Origin of the sequence: Neptunicoccus cionae, assembly GCF_002860325.1 — a bacterium.
In the GTDB taxonomy this organism is placed as follows: Bacteria; Pseudomonadota; Alphaproteobacteria; order Rhodobacterales; family Rhodobacteraceae; genus Amylibacter; species Amylibacter lutimaris.
Genome location: NZ_PKOJ01000001.1, coordinates 14968 through 38834 on the forward strand (window position 1 = coordinate 14968; position 23867 = coordinate 38834).

At 56.9% G+C, this 23867-nt stretch carries 26 protein-coding genes; 23 read left to right on the forward strand and 3 right to left on the reverse strand.

The genetic code is table 11. The annotated features are described in order from the left end of the window. Positions 1-48: 48 nt before the first annotated feature. From C0U40_RS00070 to C0U40_RS00155, 18 genes are all read left to right on the forward strand, one after another. Positions 49-1257, forward strand: coding sequence for an acyl-CoA dehydrogenase (locus C0U40_RS00070; protein WP_101653731.1), 1209 nt, complete (start codon positions 49-51; stop codon positions 1255-1257). 66 nt (positions 1258-1323) lie between these two features. Continuing rightward, the gene (gene buk, locus C0U40_RS00075) at positions 1324-2436 is read left to right on the forward strand and encodes a butyrate kinase (protein ID WP_101653732.1); all 1113 of its coding nucleotides are present in this window, start codon (positions 1324-1326) and stop codon (positions 2434-2436) included. Next, positions 2433-3365 (forward strand): phosphate acyltransferase, encoded by a 933-nt coding sequence (locus tag C0U40_RS00080; RefSeq protein WP_101653733.1) that lies wholly within the window; start codon positions 2433-2435, stop codon positions 3363-3365. Before buk ends, C0U40_RS00080 begins: the two co-directional genes overlap by 4 nt. Before the next feature lie 90 nt (positions 3366-3455). After that, on the forward strand, positions 3456-4376 hold the full coding sequence (locus C0U40_RS00085) for an MBL fold metallo-hydrolase (protein WP_101653734.1): 921 nt from the start codon (positions 3456-3458) through the stop codon (positions 4374-4376). Between the two features lie 12 nt (positions 4377-4388). Next, a complete protein-coding gene (locus C0U40_RS00090; protein WP_219619757.1) occupies positions 4389-4778 on the forward strand; it encodes a rhodanese-like domain-containing protein in 390 nt (129 codons plus the stop codon). A gap of 328 nt (positions 4779-5106) precedes the next feature. Then, positions 5107-5544 carry a universal stress protein gene (locus tag C0U40_RS00095; protein WP_101653735.1) on the forward strand — a complete coding sequence of 146 codons (438 nt, stop codon included), beginning with the start codon at positions 5107-5109 and terminating at the stop codon, positions 5542-5544. Positions 5545-5553: 9 nt separating this feature from the next. Beyond that, positions 5554-7107, forward strand: a complete 1554-nt coding sequence (locus tag C0U40_RS00100; protein WP_101653736.1) for an alanine/glycine:cation symporter family protein — start codon at positions 5554-5556, stop codon at positions 7105-7107. A 163-nt stretch (positions 7108-7270) separates the two neighbouring features. Beyond that, positions 7271-7972 carry a MotA/TolQ/ExbB proton channel family protein gene (locus C0U40_RS00105; RefSeq protein ID WP_101653737.1) on the forward strand — a complete coding sequence of 234 codons (702 nt, stop codon included), beginning with the start codon at positions 7271-7273 and terminating at the stop codon, positions 7970-7972. Beyond that, positions 7972-8358: an ExbD/TolR family protein gene (locus C0U40_RS00110; protein ID WP_101653738.1), complete on the forward strand. Its 387-nt coding sequence runs from the start codon at positions 7972-7974 to the stop codon at positions 8356-8358. The genes C0U40_RS00105 and C0U40_RS00110 overlap by 1 nt, the downstream gene beginning before the upstream one ends. Positions 8359-8362: 4 nt before the next feature. After that, on the forward strand, positions 8363-8746 hold the full coding sequence (locus C0U40_RS00115) for an ExbD/TolR family protein (RefSeq protein WP_101653739.1): 384 nt from the start codon (positions 8363-8365) through the stop codon (positions 8744-8746). Continuing rightward, positions 8743-9645, forward strand: coding sequence for a TonB family protein (locus tag C0U40_RS00120; RefSeq protein ID WP_101653740.1), 903 nt, complete (start codon positions 8743-8745; stop codon positions 9643-9645). Before C0U40_RS00115 ends, C0U40_RS00120 begins: the two co-directional genes overlap by 4 nt. A gap of 107 nt (positions 9646-9752) precedes the next feature. After that, on the forward strand, positions 9753-11762 hold the full coding sequence (locus C0U40_RS00125) for a TonB-dependent receptor domain-containing protein (RefSeq protein ID WP_101653741.1): 2010 nt from the start codon (positions 9753-9755) through the stop codon (positions 11760-11762). A 13-nt stretch (positions 11763-11775) separates the two neighbouring features. Next, on the forward strand, positions 11776-12831 hold the full coding sequence (locus tag C0U40_RS00130) for a hemin-degrading factor (RefSeq protein ID WP_180957575.1): 1056 nt from the start codon (positions 11776-11778) through the stop codon (positions 12829-12831). 1 nt (position 12832) lies between these two features. After that, positions 12833-13681, forward strand: a complete 849-nt coding sequence (locus tag C0U40_RS00135) for a heme/hemin ABC transporter substrate-binding protein (RefSeq protein WP_101653743.1) — start codon at positions 12833-12835, stop codon at positions 13679-13681. A gap of 3 nt (positions 13682-13684) precedes the next feature. Then, positions 13685-14734 carry a FecCD family ABC transporter permease gene (locus tag C0U40_RS00140; RefSeq protein WP_101653744.1) on the forward strand — a complete coding sequence of 350 codons (1050 nt, stop codon included), beginning with the start codon at positions 13685-13687 and terminating at the stop codon, positions 14732-14734. Continuing rightward, positions 14731-15516 carry a heme ABC transporter ATP-binding protein gene (locus C0U40_RS00145; protein ID WP_101653745.1) on the forward strand — a complete coding sequence of 262 codons (786 nt, stop codon included), beginning with the start codon at positions 14731-14733 and terminating at the stop codon, positions 15514-15516. The genes C0U40_RS00140 and C0U40_RS00145 overlap by 4 nt, the downstream gene beginning before the upstream one ends. Positions 15517-15613: 97 nt before the next feature. Next, complete coding sequence (gene hemP / locus C0U40_RS00150) at positions 15614-15790, forward strand: hemin uptake protein HemP (RefSeq protein ID WP_101653746.1); 177 nt, start codon at positions 15614-15616, stop codon at positions 15788-15790. A gap of 52 nt (positions 15791-15842) precedes the next feature. Further along, positions 15843-16106 (forward strand): DUF1289 domain-containing protein, encoded by a 264-nt coding sequence (locus tag C0U40_RS00155; protein ID WP_101653747.1) that lies wholly within the window; start codon positions 15843-15845, stop codon positions 16104-16106. Here C0U40_RS00155 and C0U40_RS00160 read toward each other — a convergent pair. The 3 genes from C0U40_RS00160 to C0U40_RS00170 all read right to left on the reverse strand — a co-directional run bounded on the left by C0U40_RS00160 (position 16092) and on the right by C0U40_RS00170 (position 17905). Beyond that, on the reverse strand, positions 16092-16562 hold the full coding sequence (locus C0U40_RS00160) for a Dps family protein (protein ID WP_101653748.1): 471 nt from the start codon (positions 16560-16562) through the stop codon (positions 16092-16094). The two genes, C0U40_RS00155 and C0U40_RS00160, sit on opposite strands and share 15 nt — an antisense overlap. A gap of 153 nt (positions 16563-16715) precedes the next feature. After that, positions 16716-17153, reverse strand: coding sequence for a hypothetical protein (locus tag C0U40_RS00165; protein WP_101653749.1), 438 nt, complete (start codon positions 17151-17153; stop codon positions 16716-16718). A gap of 98 nt (positions 17154-17251) precedes the next feature. Beyond that, complete coding sequence (locus tag C0U40_RS00170; protein ID WP_101653750.1) at positions 17252-17905, reverse strand: GntR family transcriptional regulator; 654 nt, start codon at positions 17903-17905, stop codon at positions 17252-17254. Positions 17906-18066: 161 nt separating this feature from the next. Here C0U40_RS00170 and dctP point away from each other — a divergent pair, with 161 nt between their 5' ends. From dctP to C0U40_RS00195, 5 genes are all read left to right on the forward strand, one after another. Next, the gene (gene dctP, locus C0U40_RS00175; protein WP_101654745.1) at positions 18067-19053 is read left to right on the forward strand and encodes a TRAP transporter substrate-binding protein DctP; all 987 of its coding nucleotides are present in this window, start codon (positions 18067-18069) and stop codon (positions 19051-19053) included. 81 nt (positions 19054-19134) lie between these two features. Further along, positions 19135-19686 (forward strand): TRAP transporter small permease, encoded by a 552-nt coding sequence (locus C0U40_RS00180; RefSeq protein WP_101653751.1) that lies wholly within the window; start codon positions 19135-19137, stop codon positions 19684-19686. Further along, on the forward strand, positions 19687-21003 hold the full coding sequence (locus C0U40_RS00185; RefSeq protein ID WP_101653752.1) for a TRAP transporter large permease: 1317 nt from the start codon (positions 19687-19689) through the stop codon (positions 21001-21003). Next, on the forward strand, positions 21000-22256 hold the full coding sequence (locus C0U40_RS00190; protein ID WP_101653753.1) for a malonyl-CoA decarboxylase: 1257 nt from the start codon (positions 21000-21002) through the stop codon (positions 22254-22256). Before C0U40_RS00185 ends, C0U40_RS00190 begins: the two co-directional genes overlap by 4 nt. Continuing rightward, positions 22253-23770, forward strand: a complete 1518-nt coding sequence (locus tag C0U40_RS00195; protein ID WP_101653754.1) for a malonate--CoA ligase — start codon at positions 22253-22255, stop codon at positions 23768-23770. Before C0U40_RS00190 ends, C0U40_RS00195 begins: the two co-directional genes overlap by 4 nt. Positions 23771-23867 lie beyond the last annotated feature (97 nt).

Sequence of the window (23867 nt, forward strand, 5' to 3'; positions counted from 1 at the left end):
AAATTCTGCCGGTTTTGCTAGTCAGACGCAAACAAAAGGAACACCTTCATGACCCTGAAAGCCAAAGACGCCCCCGATTTGAACCGTTTCAACTGGGAAGATCCTTTCGCACTGGAAACCCAGCTTACCGAGGAAGAACGGATGCTGCGCGATGCGGCCAAAGCCTATGCGCAAGACAAACTGCAACCTCGTGTGATCGCCGCCTTCCGCGACGAGGAGACTGACCCTTCCATATTCCGCGAAATGGGTGAAATGGGGCTTCTGGGCGTAACTATTCCAGAGGAATACGGAGGGCTTGGCGCGTCCTATGTGGCCTACGGTCTTGTCGCGCGCGAAGTAGAGCGGGTGGATTCTGGTTATCGTTCGATGATGTCGGTGCAGTCGTCGCTGGTCATGTACCCGATCTATGCCTACGGCTCAGAAGAACAGCGCAAGAAATACCTTCCAAAACTCGCCAGCGGTGAATTTATCGGGTGTTTCGGGCTGACGGAACCGGATGCGGGTTCCGATCCGGGCGGCATGAAAACCACGGCGAAAAAGACCGCCGACGGCTATGTCATTTCAGGCAGCAAGATGTGGATTTCCAACAGCCCGATTGCGGATGTTTTTGTTGTCTGGGCCAAATCCGAAGCCCACGGCGGCAAGATACGCGGCTTTGTTCTTGAAAAAGGTATGCAGGGTCTGTCTGCCCCGAAAATCGGCGGCAAACTGTCCCTGCGGGCCAGCATCACCGGCGAAATTGTGATGGACAATGTAGAGGTCGGTGAAGACGCCCTGCTGCCGAATGTGGAGGGTTTGAAAGGCCCGTTCGGCTGTCTCAACCGCGCCCGTTACGGCATCAGTTGGGGCGCACTTGGCGCGGCTGAATTCTGCATGGAAGCGGCCCGCCAGTACGGGCTTGACCGCAAGCAGTTTGGCAAACCGCTTGCCCAGACCCAGCTTCACCAGTTGAAACTGGCCAATATGCTGACCGATATCAGCCTTGGTCTGCAAGCCAGCCTGCGGGTCGGCCGGTTGCTCGACTCTGCCGAAGCGGCCCCTGAAATGATCTCTGTCATCAAACGCAACAACTGCGGCAAGGCGCTGGATATTGCACGGGTGGCACGGGACATGCACGGCGGCAACGGGATTTCAGAGGAATTCCAGATCATGCGCCATATGGTGAACCTTGAAACTGTGAATACTTACGAAGGCACCCATGACGTGCACGCGCTGATCCTCGGGCGGGCGATCACCGGCCTGCAAGCTTTCTACTAAATACATTTAATCGGTGCGCGCCCCACGTCCGGCGCGCATCCCGCCTTCCTGTGTCGGGAATGTTTCATGTTAAACAATCATCTGATCCTCACCATAAATCCGGGTACAACAACCACGCGGCTGGGGCTTTACCGCCCTGACGACGGGAAGGTTTTTCCTGTGCAGGACGTCACCATCGAACATGACGAAACCCGCATGGCCGGATTTGCTACGGTATCGGACCAACTGGAATTCCGCGCCCGCGCAATCGCCGGTTTCCTGCGGGACCAACCTGATGGTCTGCGCCTTGCAGCCGTTGCAGGGCGCGGGGGGATGCTCAGCCCGGTGCCTGCCGGCGTTATCGAAGTGAATGAGGCGCTGGTAAATTTCGCGCTGCATCGCCCGCTTTACGCCCACGCCTCCAATCTCGGGGCGCCACTGGCCCGCGCAATCGCGGCCCAACACGGGGTGCGCGCCTTTATCGTCGATCCGGTATCCGTAGATGAACTGCCCGAAGTGGCTCGCATTTCCGGCTTTCCGGAAATCCCGCGCTTTTCTTTTCTACACGCGCTGAATATTCGCGCCTGCGGGCGCAGGTTCGCGGCAGAACTGGACAAACCATTTGAACGTCTGAATGCCGTTGTGGTCCATTTGGGGGCGGGCATTTCCGTTGCCGCCCTGAAGCAGGGGCGGATTGTTGAAAGCACGAACAGGATGGAAAACGCCCCCTTTTCGCCAGAGCGGGCAGGCGGCCTGCCGGTGATGCCGCTGATAGACCTGTGCTATTCCGGTAAATACAGTCAGAGCGAACTGAAACGCAAACTCTACGGGAACGGCGGCGTTTTTGCCTATCTCGGCACCAAGGACATGCGTCAGGTCGAAGCCATGATCGAAAGCGGTGACAGTCAGGCCGCGCTGGTGTTCGAGGCAATGCTCTACCAGATCCGCAAAGCCATAGGCGCAATGGCGGCCGTTCTGGATTTCGCACCGGACGGAATTATCCTGACTGGCGGCATGGCCCATTCCGACCGGATCACAGGTAGCCTGACTCAGGGGTGCGGCACCATCGCACCCGTGCGCATTTATGCAGGCAGCTACGAAAGCGAAGCGCTGGCCGCAGGTGCAGCACGGGTTCTGGCGGGACAGGAAGCAGCCATGCACTGGCCCATAGAACCGGACACGCGTGGGTGTGCGGCATGATCCGCAGTTTTGATGCGTTAGAGTCAAAAATGTCCTGCCGTCCGCCCCTGCGGGTGGTCGTCGCCGGAGCAGATGACGGGACAGTGCTTCAGGCGATGAATGATGCCGCGGAAAAAGGCCAGATCAGCGCTGCCATACTGGTGGGCGCGGCGGGTGACATAGGCCGCCAGCTTCCATCGGCCCTTGGCGCGATAGCACAGATCATTGATGCACCACAGGCAAACACTTGCGCCGAAAAAGCCGTTGCAGCCATTCGAAGCGGCGCAGGCGATGTGCTGGTAAAGGGGAGTGTTAACAGTGCCGATTATTTGCGTGCCGTTGTTGACAAGACCAGCGGGCTACGCTGCTCGGAGGTTCTGTCGAACCTGACACTGGCAGAGATGCCTTCGCTCGAACGTCTGATCGGCGCGACCGATAACGGCATAATCCCCGCCCCGACACTGGCACAGAAACGGGCAATACTGCAAAACGCCCTGCCCCTGTTCGCAGGGCTTGGCATCCGCTGTCCCCGCGTGGCTGCCATTGCTGCTTCGGAAAAAGTGACTTCCCGCCAGCCTGCAACAACAGATGCCGCGCAGCTTGCAGCTGCCTCCCGAGCGGGGGAGCTTGGCAACATCTGCGTTGACGGTCCTTTCGGCTACGATGTCGCCCTGTCACCCGATGCAGCGCACCGAAAGGGATTACAGGACTCTTTGGTCGCAGGACGAGCAGACCTGATCCTCTTCCCAACAATTGAGGCTGGCAATGCAACAGTGAAAGCATGGAAACTGCACGCAGCCGCCCGAACCGCCAGCATCGTACTGGGCGCATCCGTGCCGGTGCTGCTGAACTCCCGCTCTGACGGGGTGGAGCAACGCCGCCTCGGGCTGGTATTGGCGCAGGCTGCCCTGGCCGGGGCCGGGGCAGGTATTGTATCGCAACCGGAATAGACGCGTCCGAAATCATTTTGAACCGAAACACCTTTCAGAACGTTGACCCGTCAGAGAACGGAAAATTTCAACGGGAGAAAGGACTTTGAGATGACCGACACATCAGATTTTGAGAAGCGTATTACACGGCATTCCGGCTCAAACGGTTCTGGCAGCCCCGACGTCTGGGGTATTTACGAACCGGACACAGGATCCATCCAGTATCTCTGCGCGGATCCGGAGACGAAAAAAGCGGCAGTTATTGATGTCGTACAGGACTTTGATCCCAAGAGTTACAAGCTATCGACAGAGAGTATGGATCACCTGCTGGATTTTGCAAAAGAGCAAGGTCTGACCGTTGATCGCGTTCTGGATACCCACCCCCACGCGGATCACGTTATGGCCTCGGCTCGTCTGAAAGAGTTGACTGGTGCACGCAATGGCATTGGCGAGAAGGTTAAGGACATCGCAGAGCTCTGGCGGGGGTATTACAACATGCCTGAAGCCTTTAACCCCGAACGGGATTTTGACGATCTTTTCAAGGACGGGGACAGGTTCAAAATCGGCAATCTGGATATGCGTGTACTGCTGACCACCGGTCATACGATGGGGTCTGTCACCTATATTTGCGGCGATGCTGCCTTTGTGCACGATACCTTCATGCAGCCCGACAGTGGCACCGCGCGGGCCGATTTTCCCGGTGGCAGCACCGAAGAACTTTGGAACTCCCTACAGGCAATCCTTGATCTGCCGGAAGACACCCGCCTGTTCATCGGCCACGACTACGGCACCGACGAGCGGGACACACCGGAATGGGAAGCAACAGTCGCCACCCATAAAGCCGAAAATATCCATCTCAAGGACGGCACCACGAAAGAGGAATATATCCGCCTTCGCGATAAGAAGGACAAAACACTGGACCTGCCCGACAGAATGCTGGCCGCATTGCAACTGAACCTGCGGGCCGGAAAACTGCCTGAGGCGGAATCCGACGGTCATCACTATCTCAAACTCCCTGTAAACAAATTCTAAAGGAGACCCGTTATGCCTAAATCCATGAAAGACTTCGTCGCGGACGCCAAGGGCCGCGTGGACACCGTTAGCCCGGGAACGGCCCTACAGGCCAGCAAGGACAGCGGCGACCTGATCCTTGATGTGCGGGAAGCATCGGAACTGGAAAGCGACGGCCGGATCGAAGGTGCGGTGCATATCCCGCGCGGTCTGCTTGAAGCGAACGCTGATCCTGATACAGGAAAAGGTAATGATCGTCTGCTAAACCAGCGCGGTGCGGACAGCAGGGTTCACGTGCTCTGCGCTTCCGGCGCGCGGGCCATACTGGCGGCGGACTGTCTGGGACAGATGGGATACAACGCCACCGTGATCGAAGGGGGACTGGCAAACTGGAAGAAAGAAGATCTACCGGTTCAGTCCTGATCCGGTTCTTCGCATTAAGGCTCCGGCGGGCAAAACTGTCACACCGGAGTTTTGTGTGAGTCCGGTCGATACTGCCTAAAAAATGGGCTTCAAACGTTCCTGGCCCCGTGTCTTTTTGGTACGAAAGAGGCGGTTACCGGCACATATTCCACTTGAAATTGCAGCTACCTAAAGTGATTTACTTACGAAATTGTTAGCATTTTGATTAAAACTGGTCCTACACTCGGCTGTGAGGGGCTCAAAAATCAACCTGAAGTACCCAAATCGCCCTTCGTTTTTCCGGATGCCTCTATTTCAGGCAAGTACTTCGGGACAACAGGAGAACGAAATGCCGACAAAATTATTGATTGGGTTGGACGGGGAAAGCTCCGGCGAGCGGGCGCTGAACCACGCCAAACGACTGGCAGGGCTGATCGGCGATTGCGAGATCGTGGTGGCCTATGTGATTGAATGGTCTCCCTTCACTTTCCAGACAGCCGAAGAGAATGCCAAACGGCACCAGCGGCGCGAAGAGGAACTCAACCTTGCCAGAACCCGCGTTGTCGATCCCGCTGTCAAACAGTTGATTGACGAAGGCTATGTGGCCAGCGGAGTGGTGAAACACGGCGATGTGGCTGAAACGCTCAACAAGATTGCAGTCAAATGCGGTGCAGAGCAGATCGTCGTCGGGCGCAGTTCCGAAGGCGGCTTCACCCAGCGGCTGTTCGGCAGTTCAACCGGTAATCTTGTCATGCACGCCAGCATGCCAGTCACTGTTGTCGGATAAGGGGGCATTATGAAACATCCATCAAAACTCTGGCTCGGCGCTGCGCTGGCAGCGGTCGCGGCAAATCCGGTATTCGCACAGGAAGCGATGAGCCTTGACGAAAAGGTAAACCAGACCTTCGCAGCCTTCACCGGCCCCTTTGTCAGCCTGATCTTCGCCCCCTTCCCCGGAACCTCGTTTCCGTGGATCGTAATGTGGCTGGTCGTTGCGGCGACTGTCTTCACGCTCTATTTCGGTTTCGTGCAGTTCCGGTTCTTCAGACACGCGATTCAACTGGTGAAGGGAGATTACTCTGATCCCGATGACGCAGGTGAGGTTAGCCACTTTCAGGCACTTGCAACCGCCTTGTCGGGCACTGTGGGCCTTGGAAATATTGCCGGTGTCGCGGTAGCTGTTGGTATCGGCGGTCCCGGGGCGACCTTCTGGATGATCCTTGCGGGCTTGTTGGGCATGGCGTCCAAATTCACGGAGTGTACGCTCGGGGTGAAATACCGGAACGAATATCCGGATGGCACCGTATCTGGCGGACCAATGTACTACATCTCCAAAGGCTTCGGCGAATTAGGCCTGCCCGGTGGCAAGTTCCTTGCGGTGCTGTTTTCGGTCTTTTGTATTCTCGGTGCGCTTGGCGGCGGGAATATGTTTCAGGCCAATCAGGCCCATGCCCAGATCAGTGGCATTGTCGGAGACTATCCGGGCTGGATCACGGGCATTATTTTTGCCGGTGTGGTTTTTGCGGTGATCGTCGGCGGGATCAAATCCATTGCCAATGTGACCGAAAAAGTGGTGCCTTTCATGGGTATTCTCTATGTGGGCGCGGCGCTGGTTATCCTGCTGATAAACTATGACAAGATCGGCTGGGCCTTCGGCCAGATCTTTGCAGGTGCCTTTACCGGACTCGGTGTTGCTGGCGGCATGGTCGGCGCGCTGATCCAAGGGTTCAAACGGGCGGCGTTTTCAAACGAGGCCGGTGTTGGCTCTGCTGCGATTGCCCACTCTGCTGTGCGCACGAACGAGCCGATCACCGAAGGCTTCGTGTCCCTGCTGGAACCGCTGATCGATACGGTAGTAATCTGCACGATGACGGCGCTTGTCATCACCATTTCGCAACAGATGATCATTGATCCGGCAACCGGAAACTATGTTCTGAACGAAGCAGGCACAGGCGTGGCAACCGTCAACGATGTTTCCGGCGTTGCCCTGACCTCTGCAGCCTTTGCAACAGGGCTAAGCTGGTTTCCCTACATTCTTGCGATTGCAGTGATCCTGTTTGCCTTTTCCACCATGATTTCATGGTCCTACTACGGGCTGAAAGCATGGACCTACCTGTTTGGCGAAGGCCAGACAACGGAACTGGTTTTCAAGGTCATCTTCTGCGTCTTCATCGTAATCGGTGCTGCGGCCTCTCTGGGTCCGGTCATCGACTTCTCAGATGCAGCGATCTTTGCAATGGCGGTGGTGAATATCTTCGCGCTCTACTTCCTGATGAAACTGGTCAAAGCCGAACTGCACTCCTACGCAAGCAGGTTGCAATCGGGTGAGATCAGCAAGTTTTCTGACTGATTAGCGGCGAACCATAACACAGGCGCGGGGTTTCTTCCGCGCCTGTGGACTGTTCGGGCCCGGCTCTTATTGATTTGTTGACTTATTAAGTCGGGTAATATTATACGAAACCGGACAGCCAGCGCCCTGCCAGCGAGCCTTTGCACAAACCTTGGTGATTGCGATGCTGGCGACCCTACAGGCCACCTACACACAAACGTTCTCTTCTGCCGCGCAGTTCCTGCTGGACGGAGGGCCGTCGATCTGGGCAATCTTTGCGCTTTCGGTGCTGGGACTGACACTTGCCCTCTGGAAGGCTTGGCGACTGGCCTTGGCCGGTGCGTGGAGCCAGCGGGGTATCTCTGCTGCACTTGAAGAATTGCGGAACGGCAATACCAAGGCTGCTCTTTCGGTTACAGGACGATTGCGCAGCGTGCGGGGTCGCTTTCTGTTTGACGCTATAGAGTCCCGTCTGGCCCTTCCCGAACAGGACGCAAAAGACGAAACCACACGGATCGCCAAACGCCATCTTGCCAGCGCGGCCTCGGGTTTGCGCTTGCTGGAACTGGTTTCAACGATTGCGCCGCTGCTGGGTTTGCTTGGCACGGTGCTGGGCATGATTGCCGCCTTTCAGGCCCTTCAGGAAAGCGGCAGCCGCGCCGATCCGGCTATTCTGGCCGGCGGTATCTGGGAGGCACTACTGACCACAGCCGCAGGTATGGCCGTTGCCATCCCCGCCTCTTTCGCGCTGACATGGTTTGAAAGCGTTGTGGATTGTCTGCGCCGCGATCTCGAAGATATTGCAACGCAGGTTTTTGTTATGCAGCAGGGTTTCGCGCCTGTGACCCAACCCCGTACAGACAGCACACGACTGGCAGCAGAGTGATGCATTTCGCCGACGCCCCCTCCCCTAGACGCAAGCCGAGCCTCACACCAATGATAGACGTGGTGTTTCTGCTGTTGGTTTTCTTTATGCTTGCCTCCCAATTCGGTCTGGATCAGGTCGTCCGCCTGCCACTGGCCGCTGCGGGAAACACGGCGCAAGCCTATTCCGGCCCGCCAAGGCTGGTTTCGATCACACCCGCGGGGGTTCTGCTGAACGGGATCGAAACTCCGCTGGCGGAATTACCCGATGCGTTGCAAAGCCTGACCGAAACCCTGAATGATCCGGTTATTCTGCGCGGGCAAGAGGCTGCAACTTCGCAGCGGGTACTTGATGTGCTTGGCCATTTGCAAGACACCGGTTTTACAGCCGTTGTGCTGGTGGAGTGACCCGATGGATTTCGCGCCTCCCCCGAAACGCAGAACCGGCGAATCTATTGTGCCGATGATCAATGTCGTCTTTCTTTTGCTGATCTTCTTTCTGATGACGTCAGAAATCAAACCGCCGGAACCGTTCGAAGTGACCCTGCCCTCCGCCGACAGGCTAGGCGTGCCGGACTCCGAACTGACCCTTCACATTTCCAAAGATGCACTCGTCAGGTTCGAAGATTTTGAAGGCGAAACCGCTTGGGCGCGGCTGGGCGGGCGGATGGAACCCGCGGCCACGGTCAAACTGCGAATTGATGCAGATCTGCCTGCACCGGAACTTGCCAAAGTGTTGCGGCGACTCGCCCCTGTTGGCGCAGGTTCGGTTGAGATTGTTGCGGTGCCACAGTGAAGGCCTATGCGGAAATACTGGTCTTCGGGGCCATTGCAGTGTCCGTCCATGCGGCAGGATTTCTGGCTGCACCGGATACCGGCGAAGATGGCGGCGGCCAACAGGGGGACATGATGATGTCGCTGCATGGCGTCAGCGCGCAAATGGAAGCAATGGTCGAAGAATGGACCCGCCCGCCGGAAGTGAAGGCTGATCTGCCGGCGCCAGCAACCGGCCCCTTGCAAACGGCACAGACGGTGGAAACCGCCCCGGCACCTGCGCTTGAGTTGTCAGAGTTCGCACCTGTGCAACTGCAAGCGCCCGAGGCTGTGCAGGCTGATGATCCGGCACGCGACACGCCTTCCATCAATACACACAGCGCTCCGCTCTTGCCCAAAGCGGACCCGCCGCCAAAGGTCCGGCCCAAACCACGGCCGGAACGAAAGAAGGTGGAAAAAGTTAAGCCCAAGCCGAAGGAAACCACCTCCAAAGCTGCTCCGAAGCAGGCACGCAAAACGGCCCCGAAATCGCAAAAAGCACAGGACGCACAACAGCAACAGAAAGCAGCCGGAGCAGGCAAAACCCATACCGCAGGGACTGGCGGCAAGGCGAAGGTTAAATCCGGCAATGCCGCATCCGCAGCGCGGGCGCTGGATGTTTGGGGCGCGCAGGTCCGGCGTGCGATAGAGCGACGCAAACGGCCCGTGCGCGGACTGAAACGCCGTGCCGCGCTGGTGATGGAGGTAACGGTTGCGGCAAACGGACAGGTGATTAGCTACCGGATCGCGAAATCCTCTGGAAACGGCAAGGCTGACAAAGCTGCGCTGCGGGCGGTGAATGGCGTGCGCACGCCCCGCGCGGTGCAGGGCGTCACCGTTTCGCAGCACAGTTTCCGCATCCCGATGATCTTCAACCCGTAGAAAATTCTATAGTTGACAAAAACACTAAGAAACCTAATACACAAGCCAAAGTAGCCACCCGACTCGCGTTAGGAAGTGAAAAACAACAACGCGAGAGGGAATGGATTATGAAATCCAACAGATTTATGTTGGCGGTCGTTGCCGCGATCACAGCTCAGGGCGCACATGCCCAACAGTCCACCGAAGTGGATCCGATTGTCATTAATGCCGGACAGGACAAAGTAGCGTCCGACGTGCCGCAATCCGTGACGGTGGTTAATCAGGAACGGCTCGACGAAACACAAGCCGCAACCATCGGCGATATTCTGTCACAAGTACCTGGTGTGTCCGGTGTTGGCTCCAGCAGCCCGCTTGGCCAGTCCTTTAATATTCGGGGCGTCGGCGCCGGTCTTAACGCGGCGGAGTCCTCTATACTGACGCTCGTCGACGGCGAGGAACTTTACTATGAAAGCTACCGGCAGGGATCGCTGTTCGTTGAACCGGAACTGCTGAAACGGGTCGAGGTTTTGCGCGGTCCGGGGTCCTCTACGCTGTACGGCTCCGGCGCGATGGGCGGCGTGATCCTGATGGAAACAAAGGACGCCAGCGATTTTCTGGAAGGAGATGACAAATTCTCCGTCCGCCAGAAGCTGACCTTTGAATCCAACGAGGATAAATTCCAGTCCACCACGATCATGTCCTTTGCGCCGGACAACAAGTTCGACGCTTTGCTGGCCCTGTCCTATTCCGATATCGGCCAGAGCGAAGACGGCGACGGCAACACACTGATCCGCACCAATGCGAAGATCACCAACTTCCTTGGCAAAGCCAATTACACCGAAGGCGCACACAGCTTCGGCGCCTCCTACCAGCATCTGTACAGTGACGGTGAAGATCAGGATTTCAACCAGTTGGACGGCCCGCAAGCAGGGCTCTTCCCCGGTTTTTCGGGTTGGGGTGTCGGGGACATCACAACAGAATCCCAAGTGGCACGGCTGGAATACGGCTTTGCACCCGAGGACAACCCGTTCTGGGATTTGAAAGCGACCCTGTCCTACACCAATTCCTCCAAACTGGTAGAACAAGGCAGCGTCGCAGCAGAACCGATCAGCGCTACACTGCTTGGAGAACGTTCATACGAGTTGTGGAAACTGAAGGTCGAAAACATGGCCGATCTGTCCACCGAACGGTTTGACCATTACCTGACCTTCGGTGTGGCTGCCTCCCGCAAGGACCGCTCTGCTGATCCGGCGTCTTCGTCCCATGCAGAGGCAATTACCAACACCTATGAAATCTACGCCCAAAGCGAACTGACGCTGAACGACCGTCTGACCATCAACACCGGCCTGCGGATCGACCACCAGAAGATTTCCCCGAAATCCAGCTTCACAGCCGCAACAGAGACTACCTCTGCAACCGCTGTGGAGCCACAAATCGCTGCGATCTACCGGTTGAATGACAACTGGAACGTCTTTGGCTCCCTGTCCCGTGTGAACCGCCTGCCTACAGACGATGAAATCTACGATGCCTTCAGCGGCGGCTTGCCAAATCTGGACCTGAAAGCCGAGAAAGGCATGAACTACGAAGTCGGTGTATCCTACAGCGGACAGGGCCTGTTCCGCGCCGACGATGCGGTCGATTTTAAACTGACCGCGTTTTACAACGATATCGAAGACAAGATCATCCGGACCGGCGGCGGAGCTGGAGTGATTGGCTTTGACAACATTGATGCCGCGATCATCAAGGGGATAGAAGCCGAGGGCCGCTATGTTGCGGGTCGTTTCTCGGCCTCTGCCGGTCTGTCGGTGCTGGATGGTGAAGGTCCGGACGGGGCCAAGCTCGATACGATTGCCAATAACACGCTGACACTCGGGTTCGGCTATCAGGTGCTACCGGAACTGAAACTCGGCATTAACAGCGTCTTTGCCGCCGATCGCAGCCAGTCCCGTGGCGAATTCGACGGGTATACCGTGCACAACATCTATGCCACCTACCGCCCTGATCAGGGCGCTTTGGAAGGGCTCGAAGTCCGGTTCGGTGTCGATAACATCACGGATGAAACCTACCAGCCTGCGACCTATCTGTCGCAATCCGCCAAAGGGCGGAACTTCAAACTTTCCCTCGCCAAAACCTTCTGAACCGGAGACCGCTATGCTGGACCAAACTGTAACTGAAACATTCCAGAACTTTCAGAACCTCACGCAGGAAAAAGGTGCGATGCGCGCTGTAGATGCTGCGCGGGAGCTGGGGATCAGCGAAGCGGAACTGGTAGAGGCCAAGCAGGTCGGCGGCGCAGCAAAACGCCTGCGCCGCGACGACACCCGCGGGTTTGCCGCGCTGCTCGAAGGTATGGTCGGCCTTGGCGAAGTCATGTGCCTGACCCGCAACCAACACGCCGTCCACGAACGCTACGGAGAATTTGACAACGTCAATATCGGCAAGGTTATGGGTCTGGTGCTGAACCGGACCATCGACCTGCGGATTTTCATGAACCGCTGGGCCTTTGGCTATGTGATCGAAGAAGAAGTCAGCTCCGGCTTGCGGGTATCGCTACAATTCTTTGATAAATCCGGCGTGGCCGTTCACAAAATCTACCCGACCGAACACACCGACCGCGCAAAGTTCGACGCTTTGGTGGAGGGCTGGATTGATGAAACGCCCGCTAAAATCGAAACGCAACCGGCTGATCCCATCCCTGTCGACGGGCCGGACAGTGAAGTGGATACCGCTGCCCTTCGGTCAGACTGGGACGCCATGACCGATGTGCACCAGTTCTTCGGGATGCTGAAAAAACACAAGGTTGGACGGATGCAGGCGTTGCGTCTGGTTGGCGAGGATATGGCCTACCGCGTGCCAAACGAAGCCGTGACATGGGCTTTGGAGCGGGCAGCAGAGGCGAAACTGCCGGTGATGGTGTTTATCGGCAACCCGGGCTGCATCCAGATTCACACCGGAGAAATCGAGAACATCAAGGCAATGGGGCCTTGGATCAATGTGCTGGACCAAAAGTTTCATATGCATCTACGTCAGGACCACGTGGCCCATGCCTGGATCGTGCGAAAACCGTCCAAGGACGGCATCGTCACTTCACTGGAAGCGTTTGACGAGAACGGCCAAAGCTTCTTCCTGATGTTCGGGGAACGTGGCGAAGGCAACGCAGAACTTGAAGGATGGCGTGCCATTCTTGACGGATTGGGGCGTGCGTAACATGCTGAAGTCCCTGTCCCTTGCCGCTGCTTTATGCCTGACGGCCACAACGGCGGCCCTGTCCCAAACCTATGAACGGATCGCTGTCGCCGGTGGCGACATCACCGAAATCATCTATGCCCTTGGCGCGGGTGAACGCATCGTCGCTGTAGACAGCACCTCCGGCTATCCGGACGGTACACAAACCAAAGCGCAGATCGGCTACGTCCGTGCCCTGTCTGCCGAAGGTGTCCTTTCTCTGTCGCCGGACCTTCTGATCGGCGCGGATGATGCCGGACCTGCCCATGTGATCGACACGCTGAAATCGGCGGGCCTGACTGTCGCGCTCGCACCACCCGGACAGGGTGCCCAACAAGTGTCCGCCAAAATCCGCTTTGTGGGAGAGACACTCGGACTGGGGGATCAGGCCGATGCACTGATCGCCAGATACACAGAAGATATGGCGTTCATAAAGACCCGCGTTGATGCACTGGAGAGCCGACCCAAAGTTCTGTTTATCCTGTCGGTTCGGGATGGCGCGCCGGTCGTTGGCGGGCAGGAAACTTCCGCAAATGACATTATCGAACTGGCAGGCGGCACGAACGCCGCAGGCGCCTTTTCGGGATGGAAACCGATGAACTCCGAAGCGCTCATCGCTGCCAATCCGGATTTCATTCTGATGTCCGGCGTGCATGCAGACAACATCGGCGGGGATGACAAGATTATGGGCCGTCCTGACGTCCAGCAAACTGCAGCGGGCCAAGCGGGCAACCTGATCAAGATGGACGGGCTGAAACTGCTCGGCTTCGGGCCGCGCACCGCCGAGGCGGTTGCGGAACTGATGAACCACCTGCACGGACACGGGGATTAAGCTGTGGCCCTCGCCGAATCGCCCCATCGCAGGCAATGGGTCTTAGGCCGTCAGCAAACTGTTTTTGCCGGTTTGATATGTGCGGTTCTCGTCATTGCACTTGCTGAAATCGCAATCGGGCCGGTGCCCTTATCCCTACCCCAGATCCTTGAAGCGGTTTCCGGCAAGGCCGACCCGATGCCAACGGCTATTGTCACCCAAATCCGCGCGCCCCGGATGGTGCTCGGCCTTGGGATCGGTTTGTCTCTCGCGATCTGCGGGGCCGTTCTGCAAGGGCTTCTGCGCAATCCGCTGGCCGATCCGGGTTTGATCGGTATCTCCGGCGGTGCCTCTGCTGCTGTGGTCGTTGTCATTGTGCTAGGCGATCTGTTTATCGGAGAAATTCCAGCCGCGTTCCGCCCCTACCTGTTGCCAATTGCCGCCTTTTTCGGCGCCCTTCTGGTGACGGCCCTGATCCTCGGCCTGTCCAAAAAGGACGGTGAAATGTCTGTCGGGCGGCTGATCCTTGTGGGTGTTGCAATCAATTCGATCGCTGGGGCGGGGATCGGGTTTCTGACCTATATTTCTACGGACACGCAATTGCGTGACTTGACGTTCTGGTCGATGGGCAGCCTTGCCAAGTCCGGCTGGCTCGCCGTGCTGGTTGCCGTTGCAATCATGGGGGTGAGCAGCCTTGCCCTGTTGCGCTTTACCCGTGCGCTGGACCTGTTCCAGCTTGGCGAAAGGGCTGCTTTCCATTCAGGGCTGGATGTGATGCGGATCAAGTTTACCGCCTGCGGAATTTGTGCGCTGGCGGTCGGGGCCGGAGTATCGATTGCCGGACCAATCGGCTTTATCGGGCTGGTTGCGCCCCATATCGCGCGGATGCTGGTTGGCGGAGCGCACCGCGTTCTGCTGCCGGCCTCCGCGTTGACAGGTGCGGTTCTGCTGCTGGGCGCAGACCTGATTGTGCGCAATGTGGCGCCGCCGCAGGAATTGCCTATCGGGTTGGCGACCTCGCTTATTGGCGGCCCGTTCTTCCTGTACCTTTTGCTGCGGACACGAAAACTATGATCACCGGACGCAATATTGATGTGGCCTTCGGGCGAAAAGCCATTCTGCGCGGCGTGGATGTCGACGTTCCATTTGGCAAACTGGTCGCGCTATGTGGCCCGAACGGGGCAGGTAAATCCACGCTGCTTTCAGCGCTGGTCGGAGACGTTCCCACAGCGGGCGGAGACATCCGATACGGAGGCATTGATTTGCGCCGGATGGATGCAGCGGAACTGTCCCGCCGCCGCGCTGTGCTGGAACAAACCCCGACCCTTTCGGCGGCTTTCAGCGTTGCCGAAGTCGTCCGCCTGTCGGTACCCATCGAATATGCGCCCGCAGAAACAGAGGCTCTGGTTGCTAAGATCATCGCGCAACTGGGATTGACCCGCTTTACCGACACGCCTGTTCCCGACCTTTCCGGCGGTCAAAGGCATCGCGCCCATCTCGCCCGCGTCTTGGCGCAGCTGACAGCGAACCGCAGCCTGTTTGGCCCCGGATACCTGTTTCTGGACGAGCCAACGGCAAGCCTTGATGTCCTACACCAGATCGAGGTTATGAGAACCGCACGTAGAATGGCGCGCAGCGGGGCGGGCGTGCTGGTGGTGTTGCATGACCTGAACCTTGCGGCGGCTTTTGCTGATTCGATCTGCCTGATGCGCGACGGCGAAGTGGCATGTTCCGGCACAGTCGGGGAGGTGTTTACTGCAAAGAACCTGTCCGAGGTCTATGCCACTCCGATTTCAGTACAAAAAACAAACGGTGGCCCCTTGATGATCCTGCCGGATTATCACACTGCGGCCTGAATAAACCAACTATTTAACTCGGAATTGACAAAGTTGAGTTTTTTAGTAAGTAATGAGTACAGCCTTAATAAAACAATAAATTCGGACGCACTCTTACATGACCACGCCATCAACTCCGCACGAACCGGCATCCAATAGCCTGCCGGACGACGGCCTGCCGGTCTTTGATGCCCGCGAAATGCTGGCGGGCAACGCAACCGCTCGCATTCGCTTGGACGACCAGACCTACATCCTGCGATTGACCCGTCAGGGAAAACTCATCCTCACCAAGTAAGCCAGACCGCAGCGCAAGACGCAGGCGTCCAGCCCTAGCCAGAGTGACTCACATGCCCAAGACCCCTTCCCCCTGCATAGATGTTTGCAAGTTCAAACGTGGTGGTCATTGCATCGGATGTTCGATGACCAAAGAGCAGAAATCCATGTTCAAATCGCTGAAAAAAGAAAAACACCAGCACGCCTTTATCGACATGCTGGTGTCCCAACAGGCGCAACTTGGCAAGTTCGGACATTGGTCCGAAGCCTATCGCGCAAAGTGCCGCAAGAAGGGCGCGCCCAACATTCTGGACGCCCTAGTCTCAGGCGAGGTGTGAGCGCAGGAACCACGCAAATTTTTCGTGGGTTTGACCGCGCGCAATGCACAGATCTTCCGTCAGCGTATCACCGGCATCAGCTGCCAGCGCGCCACATCCCGCCAGTGTGGCAGCCAGCGTTTCCTGTGCTTCCAGCATGGCCGCGATCATTTCCTTGTCAGTGGCATTGCCTTCATACTCGGATACTTTAGAGCGTTTGATCATACCGGCCAGCGTCCCCTCGGCGTGGGCATTCAGGGCTTTGATCCGCTCTGCCAGATCATCCTGTGCGACGAAGTGGTCTTCGTAAATTTTCTGGAACAGATCGTGCAGCGGACCAAAGGCCATTCCGGTTACATTCCAGTGGAAATTTTGCGCCAGCATGGTTGTCACGGCGGTTTCCGCAACGCTCTGGTTCAGCGCATCGGCGATGGCTTCTCTGGCGGAGGGGGTCAGGTCTGTAGCAGTCTGTGTCATGAAAATATCCTTCTTCAAGCGCGCACAAGCGGGGCATACGGGGAAAAGCAGACGGGTGGCTGGCATCAGGCTGGCTTCCCTGATGGAATATAAAGCATAGTTCCCGACCGGCTGCAATAGTTTAGAATCGTTCTAAAAGACTGCAGGCCTACACTATAGTGTGAAGCGCCCGCCAAAGCGGCCCACCGCCCCGCGGATCAGAAACCGGATGGAACGTTGCATGGTTTTGTCGATCCGGCTGCGGACCAGAAACTCTACAGAAGTCATATCCCCCCGCTCTGCCGCGTCCAAAACCTGCAACAGCCAGCGTTCATCAAAACTTTCTTCGGCTGCGCCAACCGCGTAAAATCGTGGTTTACGGCCCAATCCCTGATGCAGGCTGCGCAGCAAGGCTTCTTCAAAACGCAGTTCGCTTTGGGCCTCGTCCACGCATAACAGGTTGCAGGCTTCGGAAACATCCACACGGGCGCGGGCACGACAGCGCATGGCAGACAGGCGCAACCGGTTTAGCCGGCCGGTCTGGTCTCGGCTGCGAAGAGGCTGCGGCTGTTCTACAGCAGAAAGGTCAACTCGGGTTTTGAGAGGAATCATCTTGAGGTCACGTCTTGCTCGTTAAATCTCCGAGTAAAATAATCAGAATTATAAAAACTGCAACAGACAGAAGTGCCGCATCCCCTTTACAGGGTGATTCAGGAGTTCAAACTGGCAATGAGTTGCTGGAATTTCTCCCCTTGCACAGCAACGTGATCCCGCAATGCACGGGCAGCGGCCTCTCCGTCTCCTTTTTGCAGGGCTGCGACGATCAATTCATGTTCTGCCATGGATTGGGGCATCCGCCCCCGAAACCGTAGCTGGGTCCGACGGTAGGGTTTCAGACGGTTCTGCAAACGCCGCGCTTCTTTTTCCAGAAAGCTGTTCGCCGTCCCGCGATAGATCGTCTGGTGAAAAATCTCGTTCTCCGCGTAGTAGGTTTCAAGGTCCTGTCGGGCTATGGCGTCCTGACACCGCTCGTTGGTGGCTTCCAACAACGCCAATCCCTCGTCACTGATTCTGGACGCGGCGAGCCGCCCGCAAGCCGCTTCGATTTCTGCCATGGTTTCAAACATTTCCATCAGGTCAACCGGACCGGGCAGACGTACAAAAACGCCCCTCCGGGGGATTTGCTCGGCAAAGCCGGATAGGACCAAACGCTGCAAAGCCTCTCTGATCGGGGTGCGAGATACAGCAAAACTCTCGGCCAGTTTTATCTCATCCAAACGGTCCCCGTCTTTGTAATCTCCACTAAAAACAAGTTGTTCCAGTGTTTCAGCGATCTTCTCGCCACGGGTCAGTTCGGTTTCCAATTCAGCGCCATCCTTGAGATTGAGTGCCAGTCATCAATTCTTGTATACAAAAATCTTGACCCTGAATGCAATAGTGTGACTAATACCCCCAGCAACGGGCAACCGTTTGCAAAGGCTTTCCGATGACTGCTGGAAAGCTGCACATGAAACGGGAGGAAATCATGAAAGCGAATTTTTTAACGACCGCCGCTGCACTGGCAGCACTATGTCTTGGCGGCGCAGCTCAGGCCAAGGAACTGCGGCTGTCTCATCAATGGTCCAACAAAGACGTGCGCCACAAGGTCGCCGAAATTGTTGCAAATGAAGTTGCTGCCGCTGACGTGGATCTGGACATCAAGATTTTCGGATCCAAATCCCTGTTCAAACCGCGAGAGCAATATCGCCCGCTCAGCCGTGGCCAGCTGGATATGACGGTGCTTCCGCTCAGCTATGCAGGGGGACAACAACCGGCTTTTAACCTGACCCTGATGCCCGGTCTGGTGAAAAACCACGATCACGCCGCCCGTCTTTCCAACTCTCCGTTTATGGAGGCGCTTGAAGAGAAGATGGCTGACGACGATGTAATGGTATTGGTCCACGGGTATCTGGCTGGCGGCTTTGTTGGCAAGGACAAGTGCATCACCAAACCGTCGGACGTAGAAGGTTTGCAAACCCGCGCGGCGGGCAAGGCCTTTGAACAAATGCTGGCCGGAGCCGGAGCATCCATCGCTTCCATGGCGTCATCCGAGATCTACAACGCCATGCAAACCGGCGTGCTGAACGCGGCCAACACATCGTCTTCGTCCTTCGTGTCCTACCGGATTTACGAACAGGCGAAGTGCTACACCCCTGCGGGTGATGTGGCGCTTTGGTTCATGTACCAGCCGCTGTTGATGAACAAATCCGCATTTGAAGACCTGAATGAAGCCCAGCAAAAGGCCCTGCTCGACGCATCTGCCAAAGCGGAAGCCTACTATCTGGAAGAGGCGAAGAAACAGGACGCAGCTTCGGTAAAAGTCTTTGAAGATGCAGGCGTGGAAATTGCGCATATGTCACCCGAGGATTTCGAAGCATGGCGCGCGATTGCGCAGGAAACGTCCTATAAAGCTTTCATAGACGAAGTGCCTGACGGGCAGGCTCTACTGGATATGGCTCTGGCTGTAGAGTGACCCAAAGCATTTCAGGCAGCGGCACTGCTGCTGCCTGAACTTCCCCACGCAATGCCCCAATCAACCCGAGGACGCTATTTTATGGCTGGCCATACCCCTTCTGCTGCAACATCCCATGTGGGCAATAATGCCTTCCTGCGCGCCGTTGCCGCCCTTTCAACCCTGTCCGGCTGGATCTCTGCTGCGATGATTGTTGCGGCTGTCGCGATCACCTGCCAGATGATTGTCGTGCGTTTCGTGCTGAACGGTTCCACCGTCTGGCAGACCGAAGCGGTGATCTATCTGGCCATTTCGGCAACCCTGATAGGCCTGCCCTATGTCCAGCGGTTGCGGGGCCATGTAAATGTCGATCTGGTCCCTCTGGCGCTCCCGAAAAAAGCACGGTTTGTTTTGTGCATCTGCACCCTCAGCCTGACCATTGCGATGGTCTGCGTCATGCTGTGGTACGGGTTCGAGTTCTGGCATCTGGCGTTTGAACGGAACTGGAAATCCGACACGATCTGGGGCGTGCGGCTGTGGATTCCCTATCTGGCCCTTCCTGTGGGCTTTGCCCTGTTCCTGTTACAACTGATCGCCGATCTTGTGGCTGTCATCCTTAAAATCGATCAACCTTTCGGACTGGAGGACAGCTAAATGGACCCGTTGATCCTCGGCGCTATTGTCGCCATTTCCACCATTCTCATCCTGTTCTCGGGCGTGTCGGTTGCCATCGGCCTGTTGATGGTTTCAACCCTTTTCCTGCTCATCTTTGATGGTGTCCGCTCGCTTGAACTGCTGCCGGAAATCCTCTTCGGAAAACTTGATAACTTTGCGCTGCTGTCCATCCCGATGTTTATCATCATGGGCTCCTCTATTGCCTCCACCCGCGCGGGTGCAGACCTGTACGAAGCATTGGAACGCTGGCTGACCCGATTGCCGGGCGGTCTCGTGATCTCCAACCTCGGGGCGTGTGCGCTGTTTGCTGCCATGTCCGGTTCCAGCCCGGCCACCTGTGCGGCCATTGGCAAGATGGGCATCCCTGAAATGCGCAAACGGGGCTATCCGGACGGGGTTGCCGCCGGTTCCATCGCGGCAGGTGGGACGCTGGGCATCCTGATCCCGCCGTCTGTCACCATGATCGTCTACGGAATCGCCACGGAATCTTCTATCGGGCGGCTGTTTCTGGCCGGTGTCATTCCGGGGCTGATGCTTGTGCTGCTGTTCATGATCTGGTCGCTCTATTCCACTTGGGCGTCGGGCAATAAATCCCTGCTCAGCACCCGCAGCTATTCGTGGAAGGAACGCTTTGAAATCCTGCCCCGCGTGCTGCCGTTTCTGCTGATCATTCTGGGGGTGCTTTACGCCATGTACGGTGGTGTTGCGACGCCATCCGAAACCGCTGCGGTCGGGGCCCTGTTGTGTCTGGTCATTGCCATGGTGATCTACAAATTGTGGAACCCCAAAGACCTGTGGGTGGTGCTGCGCGACAGCACACGGGAAAGCGTGATGATCCTCTTCATCATCGCAGCAGCGGGTGTGTTTTCCTACATGCTGTCTAGCCTGTTCATCACCCAGTCCATTGCCGAATGGATCGGCACACTGGAGGTGAACCGCTGGGTATTGATGTTCGCGGTCAATATCTTCCTGCTGATCGCCGGTTTCTTCCTGCCGCCGGTTGCTGTGATCCTGATGGCTGCGCCGATCCTGCTGCCGATCATCACAGCTGCCGGTTTTGATCCGATCTGGTTTGCAGTGGTGCTGACCATCAATATGGAAATCGGCCTGATTTCACCGCCGGTAGGTCTGAACCTTTATGTGATCAACGGGATCGCACCTGAAATTTCGCTCAAGACCATCCTTATGGGCTCTCTGCCTTATGTGGGCTGTATGGTTCTGGCGATTATCCTGCTGTGTCTGTTTCCGGGCCTTGCCACTTGGCTGCCCGATGCTGTGATGGGGGTTGCAAGATGAGCTTTTTCTCTGAAATGGTCTCTACTGTTTTCGAAAGACGCTACAAACGCGGGCTTTTGAAAGAGGCAGACGGCCGGTCCTTGCAGGACCTGTCCGAGGCCCTGCTCAGCAGTCAGGGGGAAGTCTCGGGCGCAACACTGGCGCGCAGCATTCTGGACCGCTACGCCCGCCTGACACCGGAAGAAAAACACGATTTCTTCACCTTCATGGCCGAAGGTCTGGAGATAGAGGCCGATGCCGTTGTCTCCACACTCGAAGCCTATAAGGCTGCGCCCTCCAAGCAAAGCTACCGCGATTTTGCCGCTGCCTGTGAACCCCGCAGGCAAGAGCTCGCACGGCGGATGAATCAGGTGCCCGGTGCGACGGCGCAACTGGTGGCCATGCGCAATGATCTGCTGAAACTGATGCGCAAACACCCTGCGCTGGAACCGGTGGACGTGGATTTCAAACATCTGTTTTCCTCGTGGTTCAACCGCGGCTTTCTGGTGCTGCGCCCAATCAGCTGGAGCAGCCCTGCCGATATTCTGGAAAAGATCATCGCTTATGAAGCGGTCCATGCGATTGACAGCTGGGACGACCTGCGCCGCCGCCTGAAGCCCACGGACCGGCGCTGTTTCGGCTTTTTTCACCCTGCGATGGCGGAGGAGCCGCTGATTTTTGTCGAGGTCGCCCTGACACGCGGCATTCCCGATTCCATTCAGGACCTGTTGGCCGACGGCCGCGAGACGATCGACGCAGAAGATGCGGATACCGCCGTATTCTATTCAATCTCCAACTGCCAGAGCGGGCTTGCAGGGATCTCCTTTGGCAACTCCCTGATCAAACAGGTGGTCTCTGACCTGTCTCAGGAACTGCCCGGGTTGACGAACTTCGTAACCCTGTCACCCATTCCGGCGCTGAACAACTGGCTTGAAAAAGAAAACGCAGATCAGGCCTTCGCAAAAGAAAATCCGGCGGCCACTGCTGCCCATTACCTGCTTGATGCCAAACGGGCGGACGGGATGCCCTTTGATCCTGTAGCCCGCTTCCATCTGGGTAACGGCGCGATGGTCCATAAGGTGCACGCGGGGGCCGATACCTCTGCCAACGGGCTGAAACAATCGGGAGGAACAATGGTAAATTACCTTTACGATGTCCGCAAAATCTCGCAGAACCACGAACAATTCGTAGGACAGAAAACCGTTGTCGCCTCTGGCGAAGTGCGCCAGCTGGCCACCGCCGGAGCCGCGATCAGGACAGGAGACCCATCATGACAAATCCGCTTTATGACACGCTTTTCGGCAAGCATCAGGGCAAGACCACGCCGTTTCTGCGTCTCGTTGATGGCACGGTAATTACCCATGAAGGTTTCCTGCAAACGGCAGCGCAATACGCCCATCTGTTCACCGCACTTGGCGTGAAAGCGGGGGACCGTATCGCGGTGCAAATCGCCAAATCACCGCAATCTCTTGCTGTTTACTGCGCCTGTGTGCAGGCGGGCATCATCTTTCTGCCCCTCAACACCGCCTATACCGCCGACGAAGTGTCTTATTTCGTTGAAAACAGTGGTGCGCGTATTTTGTTGTGCGATGAAAGCCGCGCCACGGATCTTGCCCCTGTTGCCAAACGTGCCAATGCAATGCTGGAAACCCTGAACGGCGACGGAAGCGGGTCTTTCACAACCAAAGCCGTAAACCATCCGGTGACGTTTGACACTGTCGTGCGAGATGGCGATGATCTGGCGGCCTTCCTTTATACTTCCGGTACAACCGGCCGGTCCAAAGGCGCGATGCTGACGCAAGCAAACCTTCTGTCCAACGCAAAAACGCTGGCCGAGGAATGGCGTTTTACCGATCAGGATGTGCTGCTGCACGCCTTGCCGATCTTTCACACCCACGGTCTGTTTGTGGCAACCAACATCACCCTGTTTGCCGGCGGGCAGATGATCTTTATGCCAAAGTTCGATCTCGACCAGATTTTGGACAATATGCCGGATGCGACGACGATGATGGGCGTTCCGACCTTTTACACCCGCCTGCTGGACGATGCGCGGTTTACCAAGGAACTGGCCCAACATATGCGCTTGTTCGTATCAGGCTCTGCGCCGCTGCTGGCGGAAACGCACGTGTCTTTCGAAAACCGTACCGGCCACCGGATTCTGGAACGCTATGGCATGACAGAAACCAACATGAACACGTCGAACCCTTACGACCGGGAACGCCGCGCCGGTACTGTCGGCTTCGCCCTGCCCGGTGTGGAGGTGAAAATCACGAACGCAGACACCGGCGAGACCCTGCCTCAGGGCGAGATCGGCCAGATCGAAGTGCGCGGACCGAATGTGTTCAAGGGCTACTGGCAAATGCCGGAAAAAACTGCCGAAGAACTGCGGGAGGACGGATTTTTCATCACCGGCGATCTGGGCCAGTTCGACGAAGACGGTTATTTGCAGATTGTCGGGCGCAACAAGGATCTGATCATTTCCGGCGGGTATAACATTTACCCCAAAGAGATCGAACTGCTGCTGGATGAAGAGGAAGGTGTGCTGGAAAGCGCTGTGATCGGCGTGCCCCATCCGGATTTTGGCGAAACGGTTGTGGCCGTTCTGGTGCCCCAGTCGGGGCTGGACCTGGACCTTGAAGCGATAAAGGCCAGTGTAGGTGCTTCGCTGGCGCGGTTCAAACAGCCGCAAAAACTGATCGTCCTGCCGGAATTGCCACGCAACACCATGGGTAAGGTGCAGAAGAAAACACTGCGCGAGGATTACGCGGACCTGTTTTCAGGTAAGTAGCCGCAGCGACAGTGACATGAGAGGGCGTCGGAAAAGGCGCCCTTTTTTTGAGGTGCGCCTGATTGCTGAATTCAGATGCCTGATTTTACTGAGAAAA